Here is a 20,375-nt window from a genome sequence, read left to right as displayed (position 1 = left end):
TGTTCCCCACACCCAGCGAAAGACGCTGATTTTTCCTGCCGTACGCTTCACCGCGCTGCTCCGCGCCGAGCGGCACGAAGTGGGGGGCGCACTGTGCGGAATTTTGCGATTTCGGCGCTGCGGGAGCCCCCGTTTCGCGCCGACCACCACGGGGCCACGGAGCAGGTGGCGAGCGAGAGCGTCGAGTGGGCGCGTGCGTTCGGGCTGGTCGATTCCAGCCATCGCGTCCACCGGCTGCAACGGGCCGACGCCGCCGGCCTGGCCGGTCGCGCCTGCCCGTACGGATCGGTGGACGGGCTGCGACTGCTCACCGACCTGATCAGCTGGCTCTTCGTCATGGACGACGCCTGCGACGAGGACGGCCTCGGCGCCGACCCGGCCCGGCTGGGGCCCGCGATCAGCACCCTGATCGACGTGCTGGACCGCTGCGGGGACCCGGACGTCGTACCGCCCGCCGTCGGGCCGCTCGGTGACGCGCTGCACGACCTGTGCCGCCGGACCCGGCTGCACGACCGCCCGGCACTGCTGCTGCGGTTCGTCAGCCAGATGCGGGAGTACCTGCTGGCGCTGCTCTGGGAGGCGGCCAACCGGGAGCGGCGGCGGATGCCCGAGGTGGCGGAGTACGTCCAACTGCGGCGACACATCGGCGGCGTACGCCCCTGCCTCACGCTGACCGACCTGGCGGCGGCGCAGCCACTCGGGTCGACGCAGCGCGCCGATCCGGCACTTGTCGCCCTGGACCTGCTGACGGTGGACCTGGTCTGCTGGTGCAACGACCTCTTCTCCTACGGCAAGGAGAGCCAGGCGGACCCGGACGCGCACAACCTCGTGACGGTGCTCGCCCGAGACAGCGGCGCGGACGAGGCGACCGCGCTGCGGGCCGCGGCGAACCAGTTCAACGAGGGGCTGGCCGCGTTCGTCGATGCCGAGGGGGCACTGCTGGCCACCGGGGACGAGGGCGTGCGCCACGCGCTGGCCGCACGGCGGAACTGGGTACGCGCCACCTACGACTGGTCGGTCGTGGCCGCCCGGTACGCCTGATTCGACAGCACCGATCGGCGGGGCGGGTCGGCCGGACGATCACCGGGGCTAGCCGACGCACCGCGCCAGGCAATACTCTTCGGTAACCATCATGACGTGACGACCGTCACGCCACCACCCCCGAAGGCGGCTACAGCGATGGCTCTCAATGTCCCGTACCGCTCCATCCCGGACATGTTTCTCAAGCGCGTGGCGGCCACCCCCGACCAGCACGCGTTCGCGTCCCCGGCCCCCGACGACTCGGGGCCGGTCTGGCTGACCTGGGAGCAGGTCGGTCAGCGCGCCAAGGCGGTCGCCGCCGGCCTGCACAGCCTGGGCGTCGGCCAGGAGGACCCGGTCGCGATCCTCGCCAACACCCGGCTGGACTGGGTGGTCGCCGATCTCGGCATCATGTGCGCCGGCGGGGCGACCACCACCGTCTACCCGACCACCGAGCCGGCGGACGCGACGTACATCATCGCCGACTCCGGCTCGAAGGTGCTCTTCGCGGAGAACCCGGCCCAGGCGGGGAAGATCGCCGGCGCCGACCTGCCCGCGCTGACCCACGTGGTGCTCCTCGACGGCGCCGTCGACCCCGCCGCCGCGATCCCGCAACTGACGCTCGCCGAGCTGGAGGAGCGGGGCACCCGCGCGCTGGCCGCCGAGCCGGAGCTGATCGACATGCTGGTGGCCGGCATCGGCCCCGACCACCTGGCCACCCTGATCTACACCTCCGGCACCACCGGTCGCCCCAAGGGCGTCGAGCTGCTGCACGGCGGCTGGTGCTGGGAGGGCGTGGCGCAGACCGAGGGCGGGCTGCTACGCGACGGCGACCTGCAGTACCTGTGGCTGCCGCTGGCCCACTCGTTCGGCAAGACCCTGCTCTGCGGCGCCATCCACGTCGGCCTGCCCACCTACGTCGACGGGCGGGTGGAAAAGTTGGTCGACCTGCTGCCGGTGATCCGCCCGACGCTGATGTGCGGCGCCCCCCGGGTGTTCGAGAAGGTCTACAACCGGGCGGTGACCACCGCACAGGGCGCCGGCGGCGCGAAGGCGAAGATCTTCGCCTGGGGCGTCCGGGTCGGCAAGGAGAAGGTGGCCCTGGAGCAGGCCGGCAAGCCGGTGCCGGGTGGGCTGAAGCTGCGCTACAGCCTGGCCGAGAAGCTGGTCTTCAGCAAACTGCAGGCCCGCCTCGGCGGCCGGATGCGGGTGATGGTGTCCGGCGCCGCTCCGCTCAGCCCGGAGATCGCGACCTTCTTCGCCGCGGCCAACCTGCCGATCTTCGAGGGCTACGGGCTGACCGAGACCAGCGCCGGCAGCTTCGTCAACACGCCGTCGGGATTGCGGATCGGCACGGTGGGCCGGGCGATGGGCGATCTGGAGTGCCGGATCGACACCGACGGGGAGGTCCTGCTGCGCGGTCGGCCGGTGATGCGTGGCTACCACAACCTGCCGGAGGAGACCGCCGCCGCGTTCACCGAGGACGGCTTCTTCCGTACCGGTGACATCGGCACTCTGGACGAGCAGGGCTACCTACGGATCACCGACCGCAAGAAGGACCTGGTCAAGACCTCGGGCGGCAAGTACGTCGCGCCGTCGCACATCGAGGGGATGTTCAAGGCGATCTGCCCGTACACCTCGCAGGCGGTCGTCGTCGGACAGGCCCGCAACTTCTGCACGATGCTCGTCACGTTGGACCCGGACGCCATCCGGGGCTGGGTGGCCGGCGGCCCGCTGGAGGGCCGCGACTACACCGAGATCGTCGCCTCGCCGGAGGCCCAGACGATGGTCGAGGAGTACGTCGCCCAGCTCAACGCCAAACTCAACCGCTGGGAGACGATCAAGAAGGTGGCCATCCTGCCCCGCGACCTGACGATCGAGGACGGCGAGATCACCCCGTCGTTGAAGATCAAGCGGCGGGGCGTGGAGAGCAACTTCGCGGCCGAGATCGACAAGATGTACGCCGGAAGCCTCGTCGAACTGTGACGCGTCGCCGGTGGTCCCGCACCCGCCGGTGCGGGACCACCGGCTTCTCCGTCGGTCGGGCTCAGGCGATGACGGCCGGCTCCCGCCACCGCTGCCCGCCGGTCCGGTCCAGGTCGTAGCGGACCGCCGCGATCCGCCCGACGGCCTCCACCAGGTCCGCGGCGGGCAGGGTGAACGGCAGCCGCAGGAAACGTTCCAGGGTGCCGTCCAGGCCGAACCGGGGGCCGGGCGCCAGCCGTACGCCGACCTCCTCGGCGGCCCGGGCCAGCGCGCTGGAGACCGGGCCGTCCAACTCGGCCCAGAGCGTCACGCCACCGGCTGGCACGGTGACCCGCCAGTCCGGCAGTCGGTGCGCCAGCGCGCCGAGCAGGGCGTCGCGCTGGCCGGTCAACTGGACGCGGCGGTCGGCGACGATGGCCTCGGCGTCGGCGAGCAGGTGCACCGCCAGCAGTTGGTCCAGCACCGGGCTGGCCATGTCCACCCCGACCCGGACGGCGGCCAGCCGCTGCACCTGCGGCGCGGAGGCGCGCACCCAGCCGATCCGCAGGCCGCCCCAGTAGGTCTTGCTCATCCCGCCGATGCTGATCACCCGACTGTGCCGGTCGTAGACGGCGACCGGGGGTGGCGGCTCGCCGCCGTCCAGCGCGAGGTCCACGAAGGACTCGTCGATGACCAGGTCGGTGCCGACCGCGTGGGCGGCGGCCACCACACGCTCCCGAAGCACGGCGGGCATCAGGTGCCCGGTCGGGTTCTGGAACTCCGGGATCAGGTAGGCCAGCTTGGGCCGGGTCTGCCGGAGGCTGCCCAGCAGCAGGTCGGGCTCCCACCCCCCGCCGTCGGCGGCCAGGCCGTGGGTGGTGATCCGGGCGCGGCGGCTGGCCAGCGCGGCGAGCGCGTTGGGATAGGTCGGTGACTCGACCAGGACGCTGCCGCCCGGGGCGAGAGCGAGTCGCAACACCAGGTCCAGTGCGTGCTGGGTGCCGCTGGTGACCATGATCTGGTCGGGCGAGGTGGGCAGACCCCGAGCGGTGTACGCGGCGGCCACCGCCTCGCGCAGCTCGATGATGCCGGTCGGGTGGTAACCGGCCCCGCCCAGGTATCGGGGCAGGTCCTCGGTGGCCGCGCGGGCGGCCGTCAGCAGTTGCGGCGGGGCGGCCAGCGCGGCGACGCCGAGGTCGAGCATGTCCCGGTCGTCGAGCGGGGTCCACAGGCCGGTGCTGGCCACCCGGTGGTTGCCGGGCAGCATCGTCCAACTGCCGGCACCCCGACGGCTGGCCAGGTGCCCGGTCTCCCGCAACTGCCGGTACGCGGCGGTGACGGTGGTCCGGCTGATCCGCAGTGCCTCGGCCAGCTCCCGTTCGGCCGGGAGGCGGACGCCCAGCGGCAACCGGCCGTCGGCGAGCAGCCCGCGCACCGACCCGGCCAGCGCGGCGTAGTCGGGGCTGCGGCGACGACCCGGCAGGGCGTGCCACTGCCCGAGCAGACGGGCCAATTGGACGCCGCGCACCTGCCCGGTCATAACCACTCCTGGAATATTGGCTTCTTCGTCGGCGAGGATTGGCACCTAGAGTGGCATGCATGGCACTGCTTGGCAATCTGCGGCACCGGCCGGTTCGGCGACTGACGCAGCTCTACCTGGGGCTCACCCTCTACGGCGTCAGCATGGCCCTGATGATCCGCTCCGGCCTGGGCCTCGACCCCTGGGACGTGTTCCACCAGGGGCTGTCCAAGCTGACCGGGCTCTCCTTCGGCACCGTCACCATCGCCGTCGGCGCGCTGGTGCTGCTGCTCTGGATCCCGTTACGACAGCGGCCGGGCCTCGGCACGGTCAGCAACGTCGTGGTGGTCGGCCTGGTCGTGGACGCCACACTGGCCCTCCTGCCCACCGGTGGCCCGCTCGGCGCCCGGATCGCGCTGCTGGTCACCGGGATCGTCGCCAACGGCGCCGCCACCGGCCTCTATCTCGGCGCGCGACTGGGGCCGGGCCCCCGAGACGGGCTGATGACCGGCTTCGTGGCCCGCCGACCGGGCCTGTCGGTCCGGCTGGTGCGCACCGTCATCGAGGTCACCGTGCTGGCGCTCGGCTGGCTGCTCGACGGCACGGTCGGTGTGGGCACCGTCGCGTACGCGCTGGCCATCGGCCCGTTGGCCCAACTCTTCATCCCGATGTTCGCGGTGCCCGACGGTGCGGACGACGCCACGCCCACGCCGGGCAGGGCCGCGCCGGTCACCCCCACCGGCTGAACCTCACCCACCGTCCGCGAACCGGTACGTCGTGGTGCTCCGACATACCAGTTGGGAGGGTGGGTGTTCCCTTCCGCGACGCGCGCCGTCATCATCTCTGCATGGGGGAGAACGGTTGGCGATGGACGGACGCCTGGATCTTCGTGTCGCTGGTCATCGCCAGCGGTGCCGGGCGGCACCGTCGGTCGGCGACAAGTCGACGGCCGGAGGGCGTGCGTCTGACCGACGTGCTCTCCACCGCCGACCACCTCAACCACGCGATTCCGCAGCGGCACGAGGTGGAGGCCGCGGTCCAGCGGCTGGTCGGGGCCGGGCTGGTCAGTGTCAGCGACGGCTGGTTCCGGATCACCACCGAGGGTGAACAGCTCTGGCGCACCCGCCCACGCGCGGGGGTGGCGACCATGGTGGACACCGTGCAGGGCGTGCTGACCCGCCGGCACGCGCCCGGCAGCGCCGACTGGCGCCTGGACGAGGCCGACCACGCGGCGGCCGTCCAGGAATACGCGGTCCGCTCGATCCCCACGCCCCGCCGGTCACCGGAGGGGCACTCCGGCGGGCACTGACCGGGTCAGCGCACCGGGTGGCCGCTGTGCCGCAGCGCGTCCTTGACCTCGGCCACGGTCAGCTCACCGAAGTGGAAGACACTGGCGGCGAGCACCGCGTCCGCACCAGCGCCGATCGCGGGCGGAAAGTGGGCCACCTCGCCCGCGCCCCCGCTGGCCACCACCGGCACGTCCACCACCGCCCGCACCGCGGCGATCAGCTCCAGGTCGAAGCCGGCCTTGGTGCCGTCGGCGTCCATCGAGTTGAGCAGGATCTCGCCCGCGCCCAGCTCGGCCCCCCGCTGCGCCCACCACACCGCGTCGATGCCCGTGCCGCGCCGGCCGCCGTGGGTGGTGACCTCGAACCCGCTGTGGGTGATGTCGGTCGGGGCCCGGCGCACGTCGAGGGAGAGCACCAGCACCTGCCGGCCGAACCGGTCGGCGATCTCGGCGATCAACTCCGGCCGGGCGATGGCGGCGGTGTTCACGCCGACCTTGTCCGCCCCGGCGCGCAGCAGCGTGTCCACGTCGGCGACCTGTCGGACCCCGCCACCGACGGTCAGCGGGATGAACACCGACTCGGCGGTGCGGCGCACCACGTCGAGCATGGTGCCCCGGTCACTCGAGGACGCGGTCACGTCGAGGAAGGTCAGCTCGTCCGCCCCGGCCCGGTCGTACGCGGCGGCCAACTCCACCGGGTCACCGGCGTCGCGCAGGTCGAGGAAGTTGACCCCCTTGACCACCCGCCCGGCGTCCACGTCGAGACAGGGGATCACCCGTACCGCCACCGTCATGCCGCGAGCCTATCCTCCGCACGCGGCACGGCGGTCGACCCGATCGGGTCGACCGCCGTGGACGAGGCCTGTGTCACACCTTGACGAGCATCTTGCCGACGTTGTCGCCGCGCAGCAGACCGAGGAACGCGTCCGGGGCGTTCTCGATGCCGTCCACGATCGTCTCGTCGTAGGACAGCGTGCCCTCGCGCAGCCAGCCGGCGACGTCGCTGACGAACGCCGACCGCACGTCGTTGTGGTCGTTGACCAGGAAGCCGCGCAGGGTGAGCCGCTTGCCGATGACCAGTGCCAGGTTGCGCGGCGCGGCCGGCGGCTCGGTGTCGTTGTACTGCGCGATCATGCCGCTGACGGCGACTCGGCCGTGCAGGTTCAACGCCGAGATCGCCGCTTCCAGGTGGTCGCCGCCGACGTTGTCGAAGTAGACGTCGATGCCGTCCGGAGCGGCGGCCCGCAGCGACTCGTGGACCCCGTCGTGGTAGTCGAAGGCGGCGTCGAAGCCCAACGCCCGCAGCCGCTCGACCTTGGCCGGCGAGCCGGCGCTGCCGACCACCCGGGCGGCGCCCTTGAGCTTGGCGATCTGGCCGACCAGGCTGCCGACCGCGCCGGCCGCGGCGGAGACGAAGACCGTCTCGCCGGGCTTCATCGCGGCCACCTCCAGCAACCCGGCGTACGCGGTCAGCCCGGGCATGCCGAGCACGCCGAGGTACGCGCTGACCGGCGCCAGGCTCGGGTCGACCGGCCGGGCGGAGGTGGCGTCGAGCAGCGCGTACTCCCGCCAGCCCAGGCCGTGCAGCACGGTGTCGCCGACCGCGATGTCCGGCGACTCGCTGGCCACCACCTCGCCGACCGCCGCACCGTCCAGCGGGGCGTCGAGGGCGAACGGCGCGACGTACGACTTGACGTCGTCCATCCGCCCGCGCATGTACGGGTCGACGGACAGGTACTGGTTGCGGACCACGAGCTGGCCCGGTCCGGGTGTCGGGACGTCGGTCTCGACGAGCCGGAAGGTGTCCTCGGTGGGCCAACCCTGCGGGCGGCTGGCCAGGTGGATCTCGCGATTGCCGGTCATCGGGTGGTTGTCCTCTCGTCCGCGGTGGGGGCCTGGGTCCGCGACGTCACGCGGCCGAGGTCTCCCGCACGGTCAGCGCGACGTCGATGTTGCCGCGGGTGGCGTTCGAGTACGGGCAGACCTGGTGGGCCTGCTCGACGAGTTGCTCGGCGGTCTCCCGGGAGACGGCGGGCAGGTCGACGACGAGCCGCACGGTGAGCCCGAAACCGCCGCTGCCGTTCGGGCCGATGCCCACCTCGGCGGCGACGACGGAGCCGCTCACGTCGGCCTTGGCCCGGCGGGCCACCAGTCGCAGGGCGCCGTGGAAGCAGGCCGCGTAGCCGGCGGCGAAGAGCTGCTCGGGGTTGGCGGCACCGCCGGCGCCGCCCATCTCCTTCGGCACCGCCAGGTCGAGCGCGAAGGTGCCGTCGGAGGTCTCGACGTGGCCGTCACGGCCGTCGCCGCTGGCGGTCGCGGACGCGGTGTAGAGAACCTGCATGAGAGTCACTGCTCCTTCTGTCGGTGGATGGTGTCCGTGACCCGGTTGAGGGTGTCGCGCAGCGCGACCAGCTCGGCGATGCCGAGTCCGGTGGCCTGGGCGATCCGCAGCGGAACGTCGCAGAGCTGCTCCCGCAGCGCCGCACCCTGCTCGGTGAGGCCCACCTCGACCCGCCGCTCGTCGCTGGCCGACCGGCGCCGCACCACCAGACCCGCTCCCTCCAGCCGCTTGAGCAGCGGGGAGAGCGTGCCGGAGTCCAGTCGCAGCTCGGCGCCCAGCTCGGACACGGTGAGGGCGTCGTCGGGACGCTCCCAGAGCACCAGCAGCACCAGGTACTGCGGGTAGGTGATCCCGACCTCGTCGAGGATTGGCCGGTAGACGTCGGTCAGGGCGCGCGACGCGGCATACAGCGCGAAGCACATCTGCCGGCGCAGCACCAGGTCATCGGTCACCGGTGAACCATAGCCCACAATTAAGTTGTGCACAACCTAATGGGCTGCGGTACGACCGCTCGGGTGCCGTACCTCAGCGATCGCCGAGGTACGCCTCCACCTCCACCTCGACCAGATGCTCCGGGTCCAGCAGGCCGGCCACCACCACGAGCGTCGCCGCCGGCCGGACCGCACCGAAGACCACGTTGTGCGCCCGACCCACCTCGTCGGCGTGCAGCCGGTCGGTCACGTACATCCTGGTCCGGACGACGTCACCCGGCTCGGCACCCACCTCGGCGAGCGCCGCCAACGCGATCCGCAACGCCTGCGCGGTCTGCGCGGCGGCGTCACCGACGTGCACCACCCGGCCGTCCACAGTCGCCGTACAGCCGGCCGTGAAGGCCCGATCGCCGGCCCGGACCACCCGCGAGTAGCCGTAGTGCTGCTCCCACGGGCCACCCGAGGAGAGCCGGGTGACAGTCACACCTCGGCCAGGGTCCGCAGCGCCTCAGCCACCGTGAAGGCCCCCGCGTAGAGCGCCTTGCCGGCGATCACGCCCTCCACCCCGACCGACTCCAGGGTCGCCAACGCCCGCAGGTCGTCAAGCGTGGACACGCCGCCGGAGGCGATCACCGGCCGATCGGTGCGGGCGCACACCTCGCGCAGCAGGTCCAGGTTCGGACCACGCATCGTGCCGTCCTTGGTGATGTCGGTGACCACGTACCGGCTCGCGCCCGCCTTGTCCAACCGCTCCAGCACCTCGTACAGGTCACCGCCGTCCCGGGTCCAACCCCGCGCCGACAGGGTGTGGCCCCGCACGTCCAGCCCGATGGCCACTCGGTCGCCGTACTCCGCGACCACCCGGTCACACCAGACCGGATCCTCCAGGGCCGCGGTGCCGATGTTCACCCGGGCCGCCCCGGTGCCCAACGCCGCCCGCAGGGACTCGTCGTCCCGGATGCCACCGGACAACTCCACCTTCACGTCCAACTGGCGCACCACCTCGGCGAGCAGGTGCGCGTTGGTGCCCCGGCCGAACGCCGCGTCCAGGTCGACCAGGTGGATCCACTCGGCGCCGTCACGCTGCCAGGCCAGGGCGGCGTCCAGCGGCTCGCCGTAGTTGCTCTCGCTTCCGACGGCGCCCTGCACGAGCCGGACGGCCCGGCCGTCGGCGACATCCACGGCGGGTAACAGGGTGAGGCTCAACGTCTTCTCCTCGATCAGGTACGGCGGTCCAGGGCGATCACGACGATCGCCGGAAGTACGAGCAGCAACAGCACGATCAGCGCGATACGCAACGCCAGATCGTCGACGAACGTCCAGATCAGAATCAGCGCCGCACCGGTGAGCAGCACGATAGCGGCCCGTTCACCCCTGGTGTGCCGGGCCAGCCGCCCGGAACGGCCCCGCCGCAACCGCGGCGTCAACCGGCGGACCACCGTGCGACGGCGCTGCCGGCGCGCCACCTGACGCTGCCGCACCGCCCGCTCCCGAGCCTGCTCCGCCTCCCGCTCCGCCCGCCGGCGGGCCCGCTCCCGGCTCACCGCGACACCCTCGGACCGGGCGCCGGGCGACGACGCTCAGCCACCGCTGGGCAGCGTGGCGAGCCAGTTGCGCAACAGCGCGGCACCGGTGTCGGCGGACTTCTCCGGATGGAACTGCGCCGCCGACAGCGGACCCCGCTCCACCGCTGCCACGAAATCCGTGTCGTGCCGGGCGGTGGTCACCACGGCACCGGCAGCGGCAAGCGCCGCCGGGTCGCCCATCGCGTACGAGTGCACGAAGTAGAACCGGCTCTGCTCCGACAGCCCCGCGAAGAGCACCGACTCCGCTGGCGCCCGGACCGTGTTCCAGCCCATGTGCGGCAACCGGGTGGCGGCCAGCCGGGTCACCCCGCCGGGCAACAGACCGAGCCCCTTGGTCACCACACCGTGCTCGTCACCATGCTCGAAGAGCACCTGCATGCCCACGCAGATGCCGAGCACCGGCCGACCGGCGGCCACCCGCTCGGCGATCACCGGGCCGGCACCGAGCGCCTCGATCCCGGCCATGCACGCGGCGTACGCGCCCACCCCCGGCACCACCAGACCATCGGCGTCCGCCGCGGCGGCCAGGTCGTCGGTCACCCGCACATCGGCACCGGCGGCGACCAACGCCCGCTCCGCCGAGCGCAGGTTGCCCGAGCCGTAGTCGAGCACCACCACGCCGCTCACGCGTCACCGCCCGGCAACAGCCACAGCACCCCGCCGACAGTGGCGAGCACCGCGAGCAACGCGGTGACGAAAACCGCGCCCCTCGCCGCGCCCTGCCGGTGCAGCGACCACGCGCCACCGACCAGCACCCCGGCCAGGATCAACAGCAACGTCGGCAACACGCCGCCCATCAGAGCCACCTTCCATTCGCGACTGCGGGGCTCCGCTGCGCTGCACTCCTCGCGCTCATCAGAGCGCGCCCTTCGTGCTCGGGATCGCGCCCGCCGCACGGGGATCGATCGCGGTGGCCTCGCGCAACGCCCGGGAAACGGCCTTGAACTGGGCCTCCACCACGTGGTGCGCGTCCGGGTGGCCACCCGGCCGGGCCGCCCGCAGCACGTCGACGTGCAACGTGACCCGGGCCGCCTGACCGAAGGACTCCCAGATGTGCCGGGTCATGCTGGTCGCGTACACCGGACCGATGTACGGGGCCAGCGCCGGCTCGTCGTGCACCACGTACGGCCGACCGGACAGGTCCACCGCGGCCCGGACCAGCACCTCGTCCATCGGCACGGTCGCCGAACCGTACCGCCGGATGCCGGCCTTGTCACCCAGCGCCTGGTCGAACGCGGCACCCAGGGCGAGGGCGGTGTCCTCGATCGTGTGGTGCGCGTCGATCTCCAGGTCACCCACGGTGCGTACGGTCAGGTCGAAGCCACCGTGCCGGGCGATCTGGTGCAGCATGTGGTCGTAGAAGCCGACGCCGGTGCTGATCTCGGCGGTGCCGTTGCCGTCGAGGTCGATCTCGACGAGAACCTTGGTCTCCTTGGTGATCCGCTCCACCCGGGCGGTCCGACTCATCGCGAAATCTCCATTGCAGAAAGGAAGGCGTCGGTCTCGGCGGCGGTGCCGGCGGTCACCCGCAGCCAGCCGGGCAGGCCGACGTCGCGGACCAGCACCCCCTGCGCCAGCAGGGCGCGCCAGACGGTGGTCTGGTCGCCGCCCACCTCGAAGAGCACGAAATTGGCGTCGCTGTCGGCGACCCGCAACCCGCGCTCGCGCAGCGTCGCCACGATCCGGTCCCGCTGCACCATGATCGCGCTCACCGTACCGAGGAGGGCGTCGCGGTGGGTCACCGCCGCGCGGGCGGCGGCCTGGGTCAGCGCGGACAGATGATACGGCAGTCGGACGAGTTGCACCGCCTGCACCACCGCCGGGTCGGCGGCCAGGTAGCCCAGCCGCCCGCCGGCGAAACCGAACGCCTTGCTCATCGTCCGCGTGACCACCAACCGCGGGTGGCCCGGCAGCACCGCGAGGGCGCTGACCGTCCCGGGGCGGGCGAACTCGGCGTACGCCTCGTCCACCACCACCATCCCGGGCGCGACGTCGAGCACCGCGGCGATCACCGCCGGGTCCAGTGCCGTGCCGGTGGGGTTGTTCGGAGAGCAGAGGAAGACCACGTCGGGTCGGTGCTCACGGACCTGGGCGACCGCCTCCTCGACGGTCAGACCGAAGTCGACGCCGCGCCGCGCGGGCACCCAGCGGGTGCCGGTGCCGAGGGCCAGCAGTGGGTGCATCGAGTACGCCGGAACGAAGCCGAGCGCACTGCGCCCCGGCCCACCGAACGCCTGGAGCAGCTGCTGCTGGATCTCGTTGGAGCCGTTGGCCGCCCACACCTGCTCGACGGTGAGCCCGTGCCCGAGATATGCGGCCAGGTCGGCGCGGAGCGCCACCGCGTCCCGGTCCGGGTAGCGGTTGAGCTCACGCAGCTCGGCCGCGAGCGCCTTGCCGATCGCCTCCACCACCGGCTCCGGCACCGGGTGGGAGTTCTCGTTGGTGTTGAGCCGCACCGGCACGTCCAGCTGCGGCGCCCCGTACGGCGACAGCCCCCGCAGGTCGTCGCGGATCGGCAGATCGTCGAGGCTGGTCACGCGACTGAGCCTGCTGGTTCGCTCGCTGCGCTCGCTCACGCCGGAACCCCCGGGAAGCGGGCCTGGACCGCCTGACCGTGCGCGGGCAGATCCTCCACCCCGGCGAGGGTGACCACGTGTGGGGCGACGTCGCGCAACGCGTCCTCGGTGTATTCGATGAGGTGCACGCCGCGCAGGAAGGACTGCACCGACAACCCGGAGGAGTGCCGCGCGCAGCCACCGGTGGGCAGCACGTGGTTGGACCCGGCGCAGTAGTCGCCGAGCGACACCGGCGACCAGGCGCCCACGAAGATCGCCCCCGCGTTACGGACCCGCATTGCCCACTCGCGGGCGTCCACCGTCTGGATCTCCAGGTGCTCGGCCGCGTACGCGTCGACCACCCGCAGCCCCGCCTCCAGGTCGTCGACGAGGACCACGCCGCTCTGCTCGCCGGTCAGCGCCGTGGTGACCCGCTCGGTGTGTTTGGTCGCCGGCACCTGCCGGGCCAACTCCCGCTCGACCGCCTCGACAAGCGTCAGCGACGGGGTGACCAGCACGCTCGCGGCGAGCGGGTCGTGCTCGGCCTGACTGATCAGGTCGGCGGCGACGTGCGCCGGATCGGCCGTGTCGTCGGCCAGGATGGCGATCTCGGTCGGCCCGGCCTCGGCGTCGATGCCCACCACCCCGCGCAGCAGCCGCTTGGCGGCGGTCACCCAGATGTTGCCGGGGCCGGTGATCAGGTCGACCGGGTCGCACCGCTGTGCACCCGTCGGGTCGACCGCCGCGCCGTACGCCAGCATCGCCACCGCCTGGGCCCCGCCCACGGCGTACACCTCGTCGACGCCGAGCAGCGCGCACGCGGCGAGCACCCGGGGGTCGGGCAGGCCGCCGTTGTCCTTCTGCGGCGGGCTGGCCACCACCAGCGACCGCACTCCGGCCGCCTGGGCGGGCACGACGTTCATCACCACTGTCGACGGGTACATCGCCAGGCCACCCGGCACGTAGAGGCCGACCCGGTCGACCGGCACCCACCGCTCGGTGACCGTGCCACCGGGCACCACCTGGGTGGTGTGGTCGGGGCGGCGCTGGTCGTCGTGCACCTTGCGGGCTCGGGTGATCGACTCCAGCAAGGCGGCGCGGACGGCCGGGTCGAGCACGCCCTCGGCCTCGGTGATCGCCTCGACCGGCACCCGCAGCACCTCCGGGGAGATGGCGTCGAACCGCTCGCTGGCCTCCCGGATCGCCGGGTATCCATGCTCGCGGACCGCCTCCACCAGGGGGCGGATCCGCTCGACGGCAACCGACACGTCGAGCTGGGCACGGGGCAGCAGGCGGCGCGGGTCACCGAGACCGTCGCGCAGGTCGATCCGATTCAGCACCCTTGCGAGTCTAGGCGGCCGGCCCGGTGCGCACCCGAGCCGCCCGTCCGCCGGGACGGTGAGCCGGGCCACGCCTGCGGAGGCGAGATTGGTTAGGCTCGACGATGTGACCGCACGGCTGCCGGTGTTCCCGCTCGCAACAGTGCTCTTTCCCGGGTTGGTGCTGCCGCTGCACATCTTCGAGGAGCGCTACCGGGCGCTGGTCCGCCACCTGGTCGACCTGCCCGAGGGTGCTCCGCGTGAGTTCGGTGTGGTGGCCATCCAGGCCGGGTGGGAGGTCGCGCCCGCCGGTCCCGGCGCCCGCGCGACGCCGAGCGGCGGCGAGGTCACCCTGCACGAGGTGGGCTGCACCGCCGAGCTGCGCCAGGTGACCGAGTTGGCCGACGGGGGCTTCGACATCGTCACGGTCGGCCGGCGTCGCTTCCGGATCGCCGAGGTCGACGACAGTGCCGCGCCCTACCTGACCGCCGACGTGGAGTGGCTGCCCGAACCGGCCGGGCCGGACGAGGTGGCCGAGCTGCTGGCCGCCCGGGTGATCGCGGTCTTCCGGCAATACCTCGGCCTGATCCGCTCCGACCCGGAGGAGATCTCCGAGCAACTGCCGGAGGACCCGACGGTGCTGTCCCACCTGGTGGCGGCGACCGCGGCGCTCACCGTCGACGACCGGCAGCGCCTGCTGGCGATCGACGACACCGCCGCCCGGCTCCGCGCCGAGCTGCGGCTGCTCAACCGCGAGGCGGCTCTGCTTCGTCAGGTGCGGGCGGTGCCGGTGCCGCTTGCGGAGTTGGCGTCCCCGCCGACACCCAACTGAGCCCCGCCGGGTCGGGCTCCGGGCGCAGCCCCGGCCACCGCGACCAGCCGGCCAGCAGGGTGTACATGACCGCGGCACCGAACGCCGGCAGCAGCAGGTTGCCGTGCGGCACCGGCAGCACGTCGAGCAGCCAGTCGACCCCACCGGCCCGCAGGTCGGCGGGTTTGGTGAAGGCCTGCCCGGCCGGGGCGGTGGCCAGCAGCCGGTCGAAGGTCGCCAGGCCGACCCGCCGGCCCACCTGCCAGGCCACCGGTGCGGCGACCAACGCGCCGAGCACCGCGGCGAGCAGCCCGACCGGGCCGCGCCGCCGCCGCAGCACGAACCACAGGGCAACCGCCACCAGCAGCCCGAAGCCGAGCCCGAGCAGGCTGAACCACCCGTCCGCGGCGATCGGCTGCTCCGGTTGCGGGTCGGCGTAGATCGCCCCCTCGGCGGTCTTGAGCACCGGGGTGTCCGGCGCGAGCACGGCCCAGAGCAGCCCGAACGGCACACCCAGCACAGCCAGCGCGAGCACGGCACCCAGCACCGTCGCCGCGGTGCGCAGCGGGCGGCGCGGCTCGTCGAAGCTCAGCTCCAGAGAGCTCTGGTACGCCGCCGAAGGAGCAGCGTCACCCACACCGAGCCCGGCCTGCTCGCCAACCGGCCGCTGCTCGCCAACCGGCGGCTGCTCGCCAACCGGCGGCTGGTCGCCAACCGGCGGCTGGTCGCCAACCGGCGGCTGGTCGCCAACCGGCGGCTGGTCGCCAACCGGCGGCTGGTCGCCAACCAAAGCCTGGTCGCCAACCGAAGCCTGGTCGGCGACCGGCGGCTGCCCCTCGGCCGGCGGCTGCTCGGCGACGGGCGGCTGCTCGCCGGATGACGGTGTGGCGCCCGACGCTCGGGGCGGCGTGGATTGGTCGGGCTCGTCGACGGGCCGCTCGCGGTCGGGGTTGTCCGGGCTCACCCGATGATCCTCTCAGGCCCGGTGCGGGGCCGGGGCGCCGGTGGCGGCAGACCAGCTCACCGGGCGAACGGCTCCACCATCATCGCCGCCGCGCGCAGCCACGCCTGCCGGGTCTCCGGCTGGAGTTGGTGGTACTCGATCGACGAACCAGTCTCCAGCGCCGCGTCGTACGGCACCACGGCCACGCCACGGGTACGGGTGGCGAAGTGCCGCTCCAGGTCGTCCTGCAGGGGCGAGCGGCCCGGCGTCGGGCAGGAGATGAGGGTGATCGCGTTGTCCGCCAACTCGCCCATGCCCTCCTCGTGCAGCAGGTCGAGCATCCAGTCCGCGCTGAACGCGGCGTCCTCCCGCGGCACGGTGGTCACCACCAGCTGGTCCGCGGCCTGCATCACCGTGCGCCAGTTGGGGCTCTCCACGTTGTTGCCGGTGTCCACGCAGACCACGTCGTGGGTACGCCGCAGCAGCTCCAGCACCCGTCGGACGGTGAACTGGTCCAGCCGTTGGGCGAAGCGCGGGCTCTCCTCGCCGGCCAGCACGTCGTACGAGCCGTCGGAGGCGTGCCGCAGGTAGTCGTCCAGCCGACCCAGCAGGGTCGAGCCCTCAAGGATCTCGATCTGGGCCAGGTCGCTGATCAGGTGCCGGATCGTCCGGGCGTGCCGGGCGCTGCCGGCGCGCAGCCCGAGGGTGCCGCGCAGTTCGTTGTCGTCCCAGGCCAGTACGCCCTGCCCCCGCACGCTGCCGACGGTGGCCGCGGCGAGCACGGTGGCGGTGGTCTTGTGCACCCCGCCCTTGGGGTTGGCGAAGGCGAAAACCCGGGGCGTGCCCAGGTCTCGGCGGAGCACCCCGTTGGCCCGCTCCTGCTCCGGGTCGACGCCCTGCGGGCGCCACTCGACCCGGGCCGGATAGGCGCGTTCGGCGATCGCCGAGCCGGCCGACGCGGTGGGTGGCGACACGACCGGCGCGGGGGGTGCGGGCGCGACCGGTGGGGGTGGTGGCGCGGTCACCGGGTAACCGGTCTCCGGCTGGTAGCCGGTCTCCAGCAGCGCGTACCGCGACGCGGACGGTGGGTCGCCCTGCCGGTAGCCGTTGTCCAGCAGCGCGTAGCGGGACTGGGCCGGGTCGGCGGCGCCGGGCGGCGTCTCGGGTTCGGCCCGGTACGTCGGTTCCGCCGGGTAGCCCGGCTCGGCCCGGTAGCCCGGCTCGGCCCGGTAACCCGGCTCGGCCCGATAGCCCGGCTCAGTTTGGTAGCCCGGCTCGGCCCGATAGCCCGGGTCAGCCCGGTGGCCCGGGTCGCCCCGATAGCCCGGGTCAGCCCGGTAGTCCGGCTCGACCTGATAGCCCGGCTCGGCCCGGTAATCCGGCTCCGCCCGATAGCCCGGCTCAGTTTGGTAGCCCGGCTCGGCCCGGTAGCCCGGCTCGGCCCGGTAGTCCGGCTCGACGCGATAGGCCGGCTCGGCCCGGTACGCCGGTTCCGACCGGTACGCCGGCTCGGCCCGGTAGTCCGGCTCGACCCCGTAGCCGGGATCCGCCCGGTACGCCGGCTCGGCCCGGTAGGCGGGGTCGACGCGGTAGGTCGCCTCAGCCCGGTAGGCGGGGTCCGCGCCGTACGACAACTCGGCCGGATGCCCGACGGCGGGTGCCCGCCCGGCGTACCCGTTCGGGGCCGCACGCCGGGGCAGTGGATCCGGCGGCGCCTCGTCGGTCCGCCGCTCCGGCTCGGTCTGCTCCGCGCCGCGACCGCCCAGCCGGGCGCGGTCCAACAACGCGCGCCACCGCGGCGCTGGTTCGGCCGGCCGGCCCCAGCCGGTCTCACTGCCCTCCACGGCCCGCCCTCCCAGCGCCATCGATCTCCGTCTGACAGGCTACGAAGCAAACCCTATTCGGACCACACCTCAGAACGCACACCAGCCGGCGCACATCACGACGACGTCGGCGTCGGCGGCTCGACGACTGTGGTGTCCGGCGAGGTGGTGGCGCTCGGCGGCGCGGTTTCGGTGGGTTCCGCCGACGACGGCGCGGGTAACGGAATCGTCACGACCGGTGCGGGTTCCGACGATTCGCCCATCGACGCCGAGGGCACCGCTGGGTTCGGCGCCGGCTCGGTCCGCCGCGTCGGAGTCGGCTCGGCGCTCGGGCCGGTGTCGGCCGGCGGGCGTACCACGTCACGCTGCTCGGGCAGGGGCGGTAGGAAGACCGTGCGGTCCAACCGGTACACCTCGGGGGCGGGGTCGACCGCCCGCACGTCCGGGCGGGCCGCCATGCCCCGCAACACCACAGGCGTCGCGCGGACCACCGCCGCGTAGACGCAGGCACAGCCGGTGCGGTACGCGGCCGCCTCGGCGGTCGCCACCTCGGCGCCGCTGGCGTAACGGGCACGCAACTCCCGCTCGTCCACGCCCTCGCCGTCGACCGCGGCGGCCCGGGCCCGGTAGTCGGCGGCTTCGGTGTCCTTGCGGGCCGCCACCTGGTCCATCCCGGCGACCACGTCGTCCGGCACCCGCAGCGCGGGAATCTTGACGATCTCGGTCTGTCGCCCGGGCAGCGGAACCCGCCCGAAGACCGCCGAGACCGGCACGTCGCCGAGCACCGTCGCCAGGCGCTGCGGCGGCAGGTACGCGACGAGCGTGACAAGCGCGTAGGTCCCGTCCCCGGCGGTCGGGGTCGACTCGGGCAGCGCGGCCAGGTCGGCGGCGGCGGACCGCAGGTAGCCGGGCACGGAGTCACCGTCGGAGACGCCGACCCGGGTCACCTCGCCCACCGTCCGGTCGCCGACCGGAGTCTCGTCGGCGGCCCAGAGCGCGGTCCCCAGCACCGCCGCCGCGGACAACGCCGCCGCCCAGGTGAGCACCCCGGACCGCGCCGACCGGTCGCCCAGCCGGGCCACGACCCGGGTCAGCGGCGGCAGCAACCGTTGGTCCAACTGCCGCAGCAGGTTGCCGGCGCGCACGGGCGGGATCCCCTCGTCGGATCGGTGTCGGGCGGTCGCCGCTCAGTCACGCAGGATCTGCAGCGCGCGGTCCAGGTCGTCAGGGTAGTCGCTGACGAACCGGACCTCGTCCCCCGTTCGGGGGTGCAGGAAGCTCAGTTCGCGGGCGTGCAGCCACTGTCGGGCCAGGCCGAGACGGGCCGAGAGGGTGGGGTCGGCACCGTAGGTGAGGTCACCCACGCACGGATGCCGCATGGTGGAGAAGTGCACCCGGATCTGGTGGGTCCGCCCGGTCTCCAGGCGGACGTCGACCAGGCTGGCCGCCGGGAACGCCTCCAGGGTGTCGTAGTGGGTGATGCTCGGTTTACCGCCGGAGACCACCGCCCAGCGGTAGTCGTGGGTGGGGTGCCTGTCGATCGGCGCGTCGACGGTGCCGCGCAGCGGGTCCAGGTGGCCCTGCACCACCGCGTGGTAGCCCTTGTCCACCTCGCGGTACTTGAAGGCCCGCTTCAACGCCGTGTACGCCTGCTCGCTCTTGGCCACCACCATGATCCCGGTGGTGCCCACGTCGAGCCGGTGCACCACGCCCTGCCGCTCGGCGGCGCCACTTGTGGAGATGCGGTGCCCGATCGCGGCGAGCGCACCGATCACCGTCGGGCCGGTCCATCCGGGGCTGGGATGTGCGGCGACCCCCACCGGCTTGTCCACCACCACGATGTCGTCGTCGGCGTAGACCACCCGCAGGCCGGGCACCGCCTGCGGCACCACGGTCGGCGGTGCGACCGGGGCGGGCAGCGTGACCTCCAGCCAGGAGCCGGCCTTGACCTTGTGCGAGTTGGCCCGGGAAGCGCCGTCGACAAGCGCGTCCCCGGCGTCGACCAGGGCCGCGGCGGCGGTGCGGGAGAGCCCGAACAGACGGGACACCGCCTGGTCCAGTCGCATGCCGTCGAGGCCGTCCGGGACGGGGAGGGAACGGTGGTCGCCGCCAGCGGCGAACGCGGAGGTCATGCCCGCTCCCGCTGGTCGGTGCCCCGCACGGCGTCCGTCGCGGCCGGGTCGCCGTCGCGGCCGGCCCGCCCGCCGTCACGCTGGCGGCCGGTCAGTTCCAGCAGCACGGCCAGCAGCACACCGCAGACCAGCGAGCTGTCGGCCAGGTTGAACACCGGCCAGACCTGGCCGTACGGGTCGAACAGGCTGATCATGTCGACCACGTGGCCGTGGAAGGGCGCGGGGGCCCGGAAGATCCGGTCGACGAGGTTGCCCAGCGCGCCGCCCAGCACCAGGCCGAGGCAGACCGCCCAGGGCAGTGAGCGCAGCCGCAGGGCCATCCAGACGATCCAGCCGACCACACCGATGGTGATCAGCGGGAAGATCCAGGTGTGGTCCGCGCCGATGCTCCAGGCGGCACCGCTGTTGCGGGTCAGACTCAGGTAGACGGCCCCGCCGAGCAACCGGACCGGTTCCCGGTCGGTCAACGCGGCCAGCGCGAGGTGCTTGGTGACCAGGTCGGCCAGCAGGGCCACCAGGGCGACTCCGGCGAGGATCGCGACGGCCCGGGAGCGGCGTGTGCCGCCGCCCGGGTCGGTGCGGCCGGGTTCGGCGGACGGTGCTGCGGTCATGCGCTCCCCATCGAGGTGTCTCGGCGGTGAT

23 protein-coding genes are annotated in these 20,375 nt (G+C 73.1%); 5 read left to right on the top strand and 18 right to left on the bottom strand.

Translation table 11 applies throughout. From position 1 onward, the window contains the following. Window positions 1-93 precede the first annotated feature (93 nt). Window positions 94-1,041 carry a terpene synthase gene (locus ACGFIQ_RS23410; protein WP_393246828.1) on the top strand — a complete coding sequence of 316 codons (948 nt, stop codon included), beginning with the start codon at window positions 94-96 and terminating at the stop codon, window positions 1,039-1,041. A 138-nt stretch (window positions 1,042-1,179) separates the two neighbouring features. Continuing rightward, window positions 1,180-3,006: an AMP-dependent synthetase/ligase gene (locus tag ACGFIQ_RS23405; protein ID WP_393246990.1), complete on the top strand. Its 1,827-nt coding sequence runs from the start codon at window positions 1,180-1,182 to the stop codon at window positions 3,004-3,006. A 61-nt stretch (window positions 3,007-3,067) separates the two neighbouring features. Here the strand turns inward: ACGFIQ_RS23405 and ACGFIQ_RS23400 are convergent, their stop codons facing one another. Next, window positions 3,068-4,525: a PLP-dependent aminotransferase family protein gene (locus ACGFIQ_RS23400; protein WP_393246826.1), complete on the bottom strand. Its 1,458-nt coding sequence runs from the start codon at window positions 4,523-4,525 to the stop codon at window positions 3,068-3,070. 59 nt (window positions 4,526-4,584) lie between these two features. On the opposite strand from ACGFIQ_RS23400, the gene ACGFIQ_RS23395 reads away from it, so the two are divergent. Continuing rightward, complete coding sequence (locus ACGFIQ_RS23395; RefSeq protein ID WP_393246824.1) at window positions 4,585-5,250, top strand: YitT family protein; 666 nt, start codon at window positions 4,585-4,587, stop codon at window positions 5,248-5,250. A 101-nt stretch (window positions 5,251-5,351) separates the two neighbouring features. Beyond that, a complete protein-coding gene (locus ACGFIQ_RS23390) occupies window positions 5,352-5,813 on the top strand; it encodes a hypothetical protein (protein ID WP_393246822.1) in 462 nt (153 codons plus the stop codon). Between the two features lie 5 nt (window positions 5,814-5,818). On the opposite strand, the gene hisF is transcribed toward ACGFIQ_RS23390, so the two are convergent. The 12 genes from hisF to hisD form a co-directional block, all read right to left on the bottom strand. Next, window positions 5,819-6,586, bottom strand: a complete 768-nt coding sequence (hisF, locus tag ACGFIQ_RS23385; protein WP_393246820.1) for an imidazole glycerol phosphate synthase subunit HisF — start codon at window positions 6,584-6,586, stop codon at window positions 5,819-5,821. Window positions 6,587-6,659: 73 nt separating this feature from the next. Further along, the gene (locus ACGFIQ_RS23380) at window positions 6,660-7,655 is read right to left on the bottom strand and encodes an NADP-dependent oxidoreductase (protein ID WP_393246818.1); all 996 of its coding nucleotides are present in this window, start codon (window positions 7,653-7,655) and stop codon (window positions 6,660-6,662) included. Window positions 7,656-7,701: 46 nt separating this feature from the next. Continuing rightward, window positions 7,702-8,133: an organic hydroperoxide resistance protein gene (locus ACGFIQ_RS23375; RefSeq protein WP_393246816.1), complete on the bottom strand. Its 432-nt coding sequence runs from the start codon at window positions 8,131-8,133 to the stop codon at window positions 7,702-7,704. Between the two features lie 5 nt (window positions 8,134-8,138). Continuing rightward, a complete protein-coding gene (locus ACGFIQ_RS23370; protein ID WP_393246814.1) occupies window positions 8,139-8,585 on the bottom strand; it encodes a MarR family winged helix-turn-helix transcriptional regulator in 447 nt (148 codons plus the stop codon). 73 nt (window positions 8,586-8,658) lie between these two features. Further along, a complete protein-coding gene (locus ACGFIQ_RS23365) occupies window positions 8,659-9,048 on the bottom strand; it encodes a Rid family hydrolase (protein ID WP_393246812.1) in 390 nt (129 codons plus the stop codon). Beyond that, window positions 9,045-9,770, bottom strand: coding sequence for a bifunctional 1-(5-phosphoribosyl)-5-((5-phosphoribosylamino)methylideneamino)imidazole-4-carboxamide isomerase/phosphoribosylanthranilate isomerase PriA (gene priA / locus ACGFIQ_RS23360; protein WP_393246809.1), 726 nt, complete (start codon window positions 9,768-9,770; stop codon window positions 9,045-9,047). The genes ACGFIQ_RS23365 and priA overlap by 4 nt, the downstream gene beginning before the upstream one ends. Window positions 9,771-9,784: 14 nt before the next feature. Beyond that, window positions 9,785-10,108 (bottom strand): hypothetical protein, encoded by a 324-nt coding sequence (locus tag ACGFIQ_RS23355; RefSeq protein ID WP_393246807.1) that lies wholly within the window; start codon window positions 10,106-10,108, stop codon window positions 9,785-9,787. Between the two features lie 36 nt (window positions 10,109-10,144). Further along, window positions 10,145-10,777 carry an imidazole glycerol phosphate synthase subunit HisH gene (gene hisH, locus ACGFIQ_RS23350; protein WP_393246806.1) on the bottom strand — a complete coding sequence of 211 codons (633 nt, stop codon included), beginning with the start codon at window positions 10,775-10,777 and terminating at the stop codon, window positions 10,145-10,147. Further along, window positions 10,774-10,947 carry a hypothetical protein gene (locus ACGFIQ_RS23345; protein ID WP_393246804.1) on the bottom strand — a complete coding sequence of 58 codons (174 nt, stop codon included), beginning with the start codon at window positions 10,945-10,947 and terminating at the stop codon, window positions 10,774-10,776. Before ACGFIQ_RS23345 ends, hisH begins: the two co-directional genes overlap by 4 nt. Window positions 10,948-11,005: 58 nt before the next feature. Next, window positions 11,006-11,617, bottom strand: a complete 612-nt coding sequence (hisB, locus tag ACGFIQ_RS23340; protein WP_357069579.1) for an imidazoleglycerol-phosphate dehydratase HisB — start codon at window positions 11,615-11,617, stop codon at window positions 11,006-11,008. After that, window positions 11,614-12,687, bottom strand: coding sequence for a histidinol-phosphate transaminase (locus ACGFIQ_RS23335; protein ID WP_393246801.1), 1,074 nt, complete (start codon window positions 12,685-12,687; stop codon window positions 11,614-11,616). Before ACGFIQ_RS23335 ends, hisB begins: the two co-directional genes overlap by 4 nt. Window positions 12,688-12,722: 35 nt before the next feature. Beyond that, on the bottom strand, window positions 12,723-14,045 hold the full coding sequence (hisD, locus tag ACGFIQ_RS23330) for a histidinol dehydrogenase (RefSeq protein WP_393246799.1): 1,323 nt from the start codon (window positions 14,043-14,045) through the stop codon (window positions 12,723-12,725). Window positions 14,046-14,151: 106 nt separating this feature from the next. On the opposite strand from hisD, the gene ACGFIQ_RS23325 reads away from it, so the two are divergent. Beyond that, entirely contained in the window at window positions 14,152-14,856 is a 705-nt protein-coding gene (locus ACGFIQ_RS23325) for an LON peptidase substrate-binding domain-containing protein (RefSeq protein WP_393246797.1), read from the top strand. On the opposite strand, the gene ACGFIQ_RS23320 is transcribed toward ACGFIQ_RS23325, so the two are convergent. The 5 genes from ACGFIQ_RS23320 to lspA all read right to left on the bottom strand — a co-directional run bounded on the left by ACGFIQ_RS23320 (window position 14,771) and on the right by lspA (window position 20,344). Continuing rightward, window positions 14,771-15,625, bottom strand: a complete 855-nt coding sequence (locus ACGFIQ_RS23320; protein ID WP_393246988.1) for a DUF2567 domain-containing protein — start codon at window positions 15,623-15,625, stop codon at window positions 14,771-14,773. The genes ACGFIQ_RS23325 and ACGFIQ_RS23320 overlap by 86 nt on opposite strands. 230 nt (window positions 15,626-15,855) lie before the next feature. Beyond that, window positions 15,856-17,643: an ATPase gene (locus ACGFIQ_RS23315; RefSeq protein WP_393246796.1), complete on the bottom strand. Its 1,788-nt coding sequence runs from the start codon at window positions 17,641-17,643 to the stop codon at window positions 15,856-15,858. Window positions 17,644-17,717: 74 nt separating this feature from the next. After that, window positions 17,718-18,746 (bottom strand): hypothetical protein, encoded by a 1,029-nt coding sequence (locus tag ACGFIQ_RS23310; protein WP_393246794.1) that lies wholly within the window; start codon window positions 18,744-18,746, stop codon window positions 17,718-17,720. Between the two features lie 42 nt (window positions 18,747-18,788). Then, a complete protein-coding gene (locus ACGFIQ_RS23305; protein ID WP_357810184.1) occupies window positions 18,789-19,733 on the bottom strand; it encodes an RluA family pseudouridine synthase in 945 nt (314 codons plus the stop codon). Then, the gene (gene lspA / locus ACGFIQ_RS23300; protein ID WP_393246791.1) at window positions 19,730-20,344 is read right to left on the bottom strand and encodes a signal peptidase II; all 615 of its coding nucleotides are present in this window, start codon (window positions 20,342-20,344) and stop codon (window positions 19,730-19,732) included. The genes ACGFIQ_RS23305 and lspA overlap by 4 nt, the downstream gene beginning before the upstream one ends. Between the last annotated feature and the right edge of the window lie 31 nt (window positions 20,345-20,375).

It is taken from the genome of Micromonospora sp. NPDC048898, assembly GCF_043198035.1.
Taxonomy (GTDB): Bacteria; Actinomycetota; Actinomycetes; order Mycobacteriales; family Micromonosporaceae; genus Micromonospora.
This window is presented reverse-complemented; position numbering and strand designations above follow the sequence as displayed.

Coding starts and splice junctions, on each gene's coding strand:
- ACGFIQ_RS23405 (WP_393246990.1), top strand. CDS start 1,180: ATGGCTCTCAATGTCCCGTACCGCTCCATCCCGGACATGTTTCTCAAG.
- ACGFIQ_RS23400 (WP_393246826.1), bottom strand. CDS start 4,525: ATGACCGGGCAGGTGCGCGGCGTCCAATTGGCCCGTCTGCTCGGGCAG.
- ACGFIQ_RS23395 (WP_393246824.1), top strand. CDS start 4,585: ATGGCACTGCTTGGCAATCTGCGGCACCGGCCGGTTCGGCGACTGACG.
- ACGFIQ_RS23390 (WP_393246822.1), top strand. CDS start 5,352: ATGGGGGAGAACGGTTGGCGATGGACGGACGCCTGGATCTTCGTGTCG.
- hisF (WP_393246820.1), bottom strand. CDS start 6,586: ATGACGGTGGCGGTACGGGTGATCCCCTGTCTCGACGTGGACGCCGGG.
- ACGFIQ_RS23380 (WP_393246818.1), bottom strand. CDS start 7,655: ATGACCGGCAATCGCGAGATCCACCTGGCCAGCCGCCCGCAGGGTTGG.
- ACGFIQ_RS23375 (WP_393246816.1), bottom strand. CDS start 8,133: ATGCAGGTTCTCTACACCGCGTCCGCGACCGCCAGCGGCGACGGCCGT.
- ACGFIQ_RS23345 (WP_393246804.1), bottom strand. CDS start 10,947: ATGGGCGGCGTGTTGCCGACGTTGCTGTTGATCCTGGCCGGGGTGCTG.
- hisB (WP_357069579.1), bottom strand. CDS start 11,617: ATGAGTCGGACCGCCCGGGTGGAGCGGATCACCAAGGAGACCAAGGTT.
- ACGFIQ_RS23315 (WP_393246796.1), bottom strand. CDS start 17,643: ATGGCGCTGGGAGGGCGGGCCGTGGAGGGCAGTGAGACCGGCTGGGGC.
- ACGFIQ_RS23305 (WP_357810184.1), bottom strand. CDS start 19,733: ATGACCTCCGCGTTCGCCGCTGGCGGCGACCACCGTTCCCTCCCCGTC.
- lspA (WP_393246791.1), bottom strand. CDS start 20,344: ATGACCGCAGCACCGTCCGCCGAACCCGGCCGCACCGACCCGGGCGGC.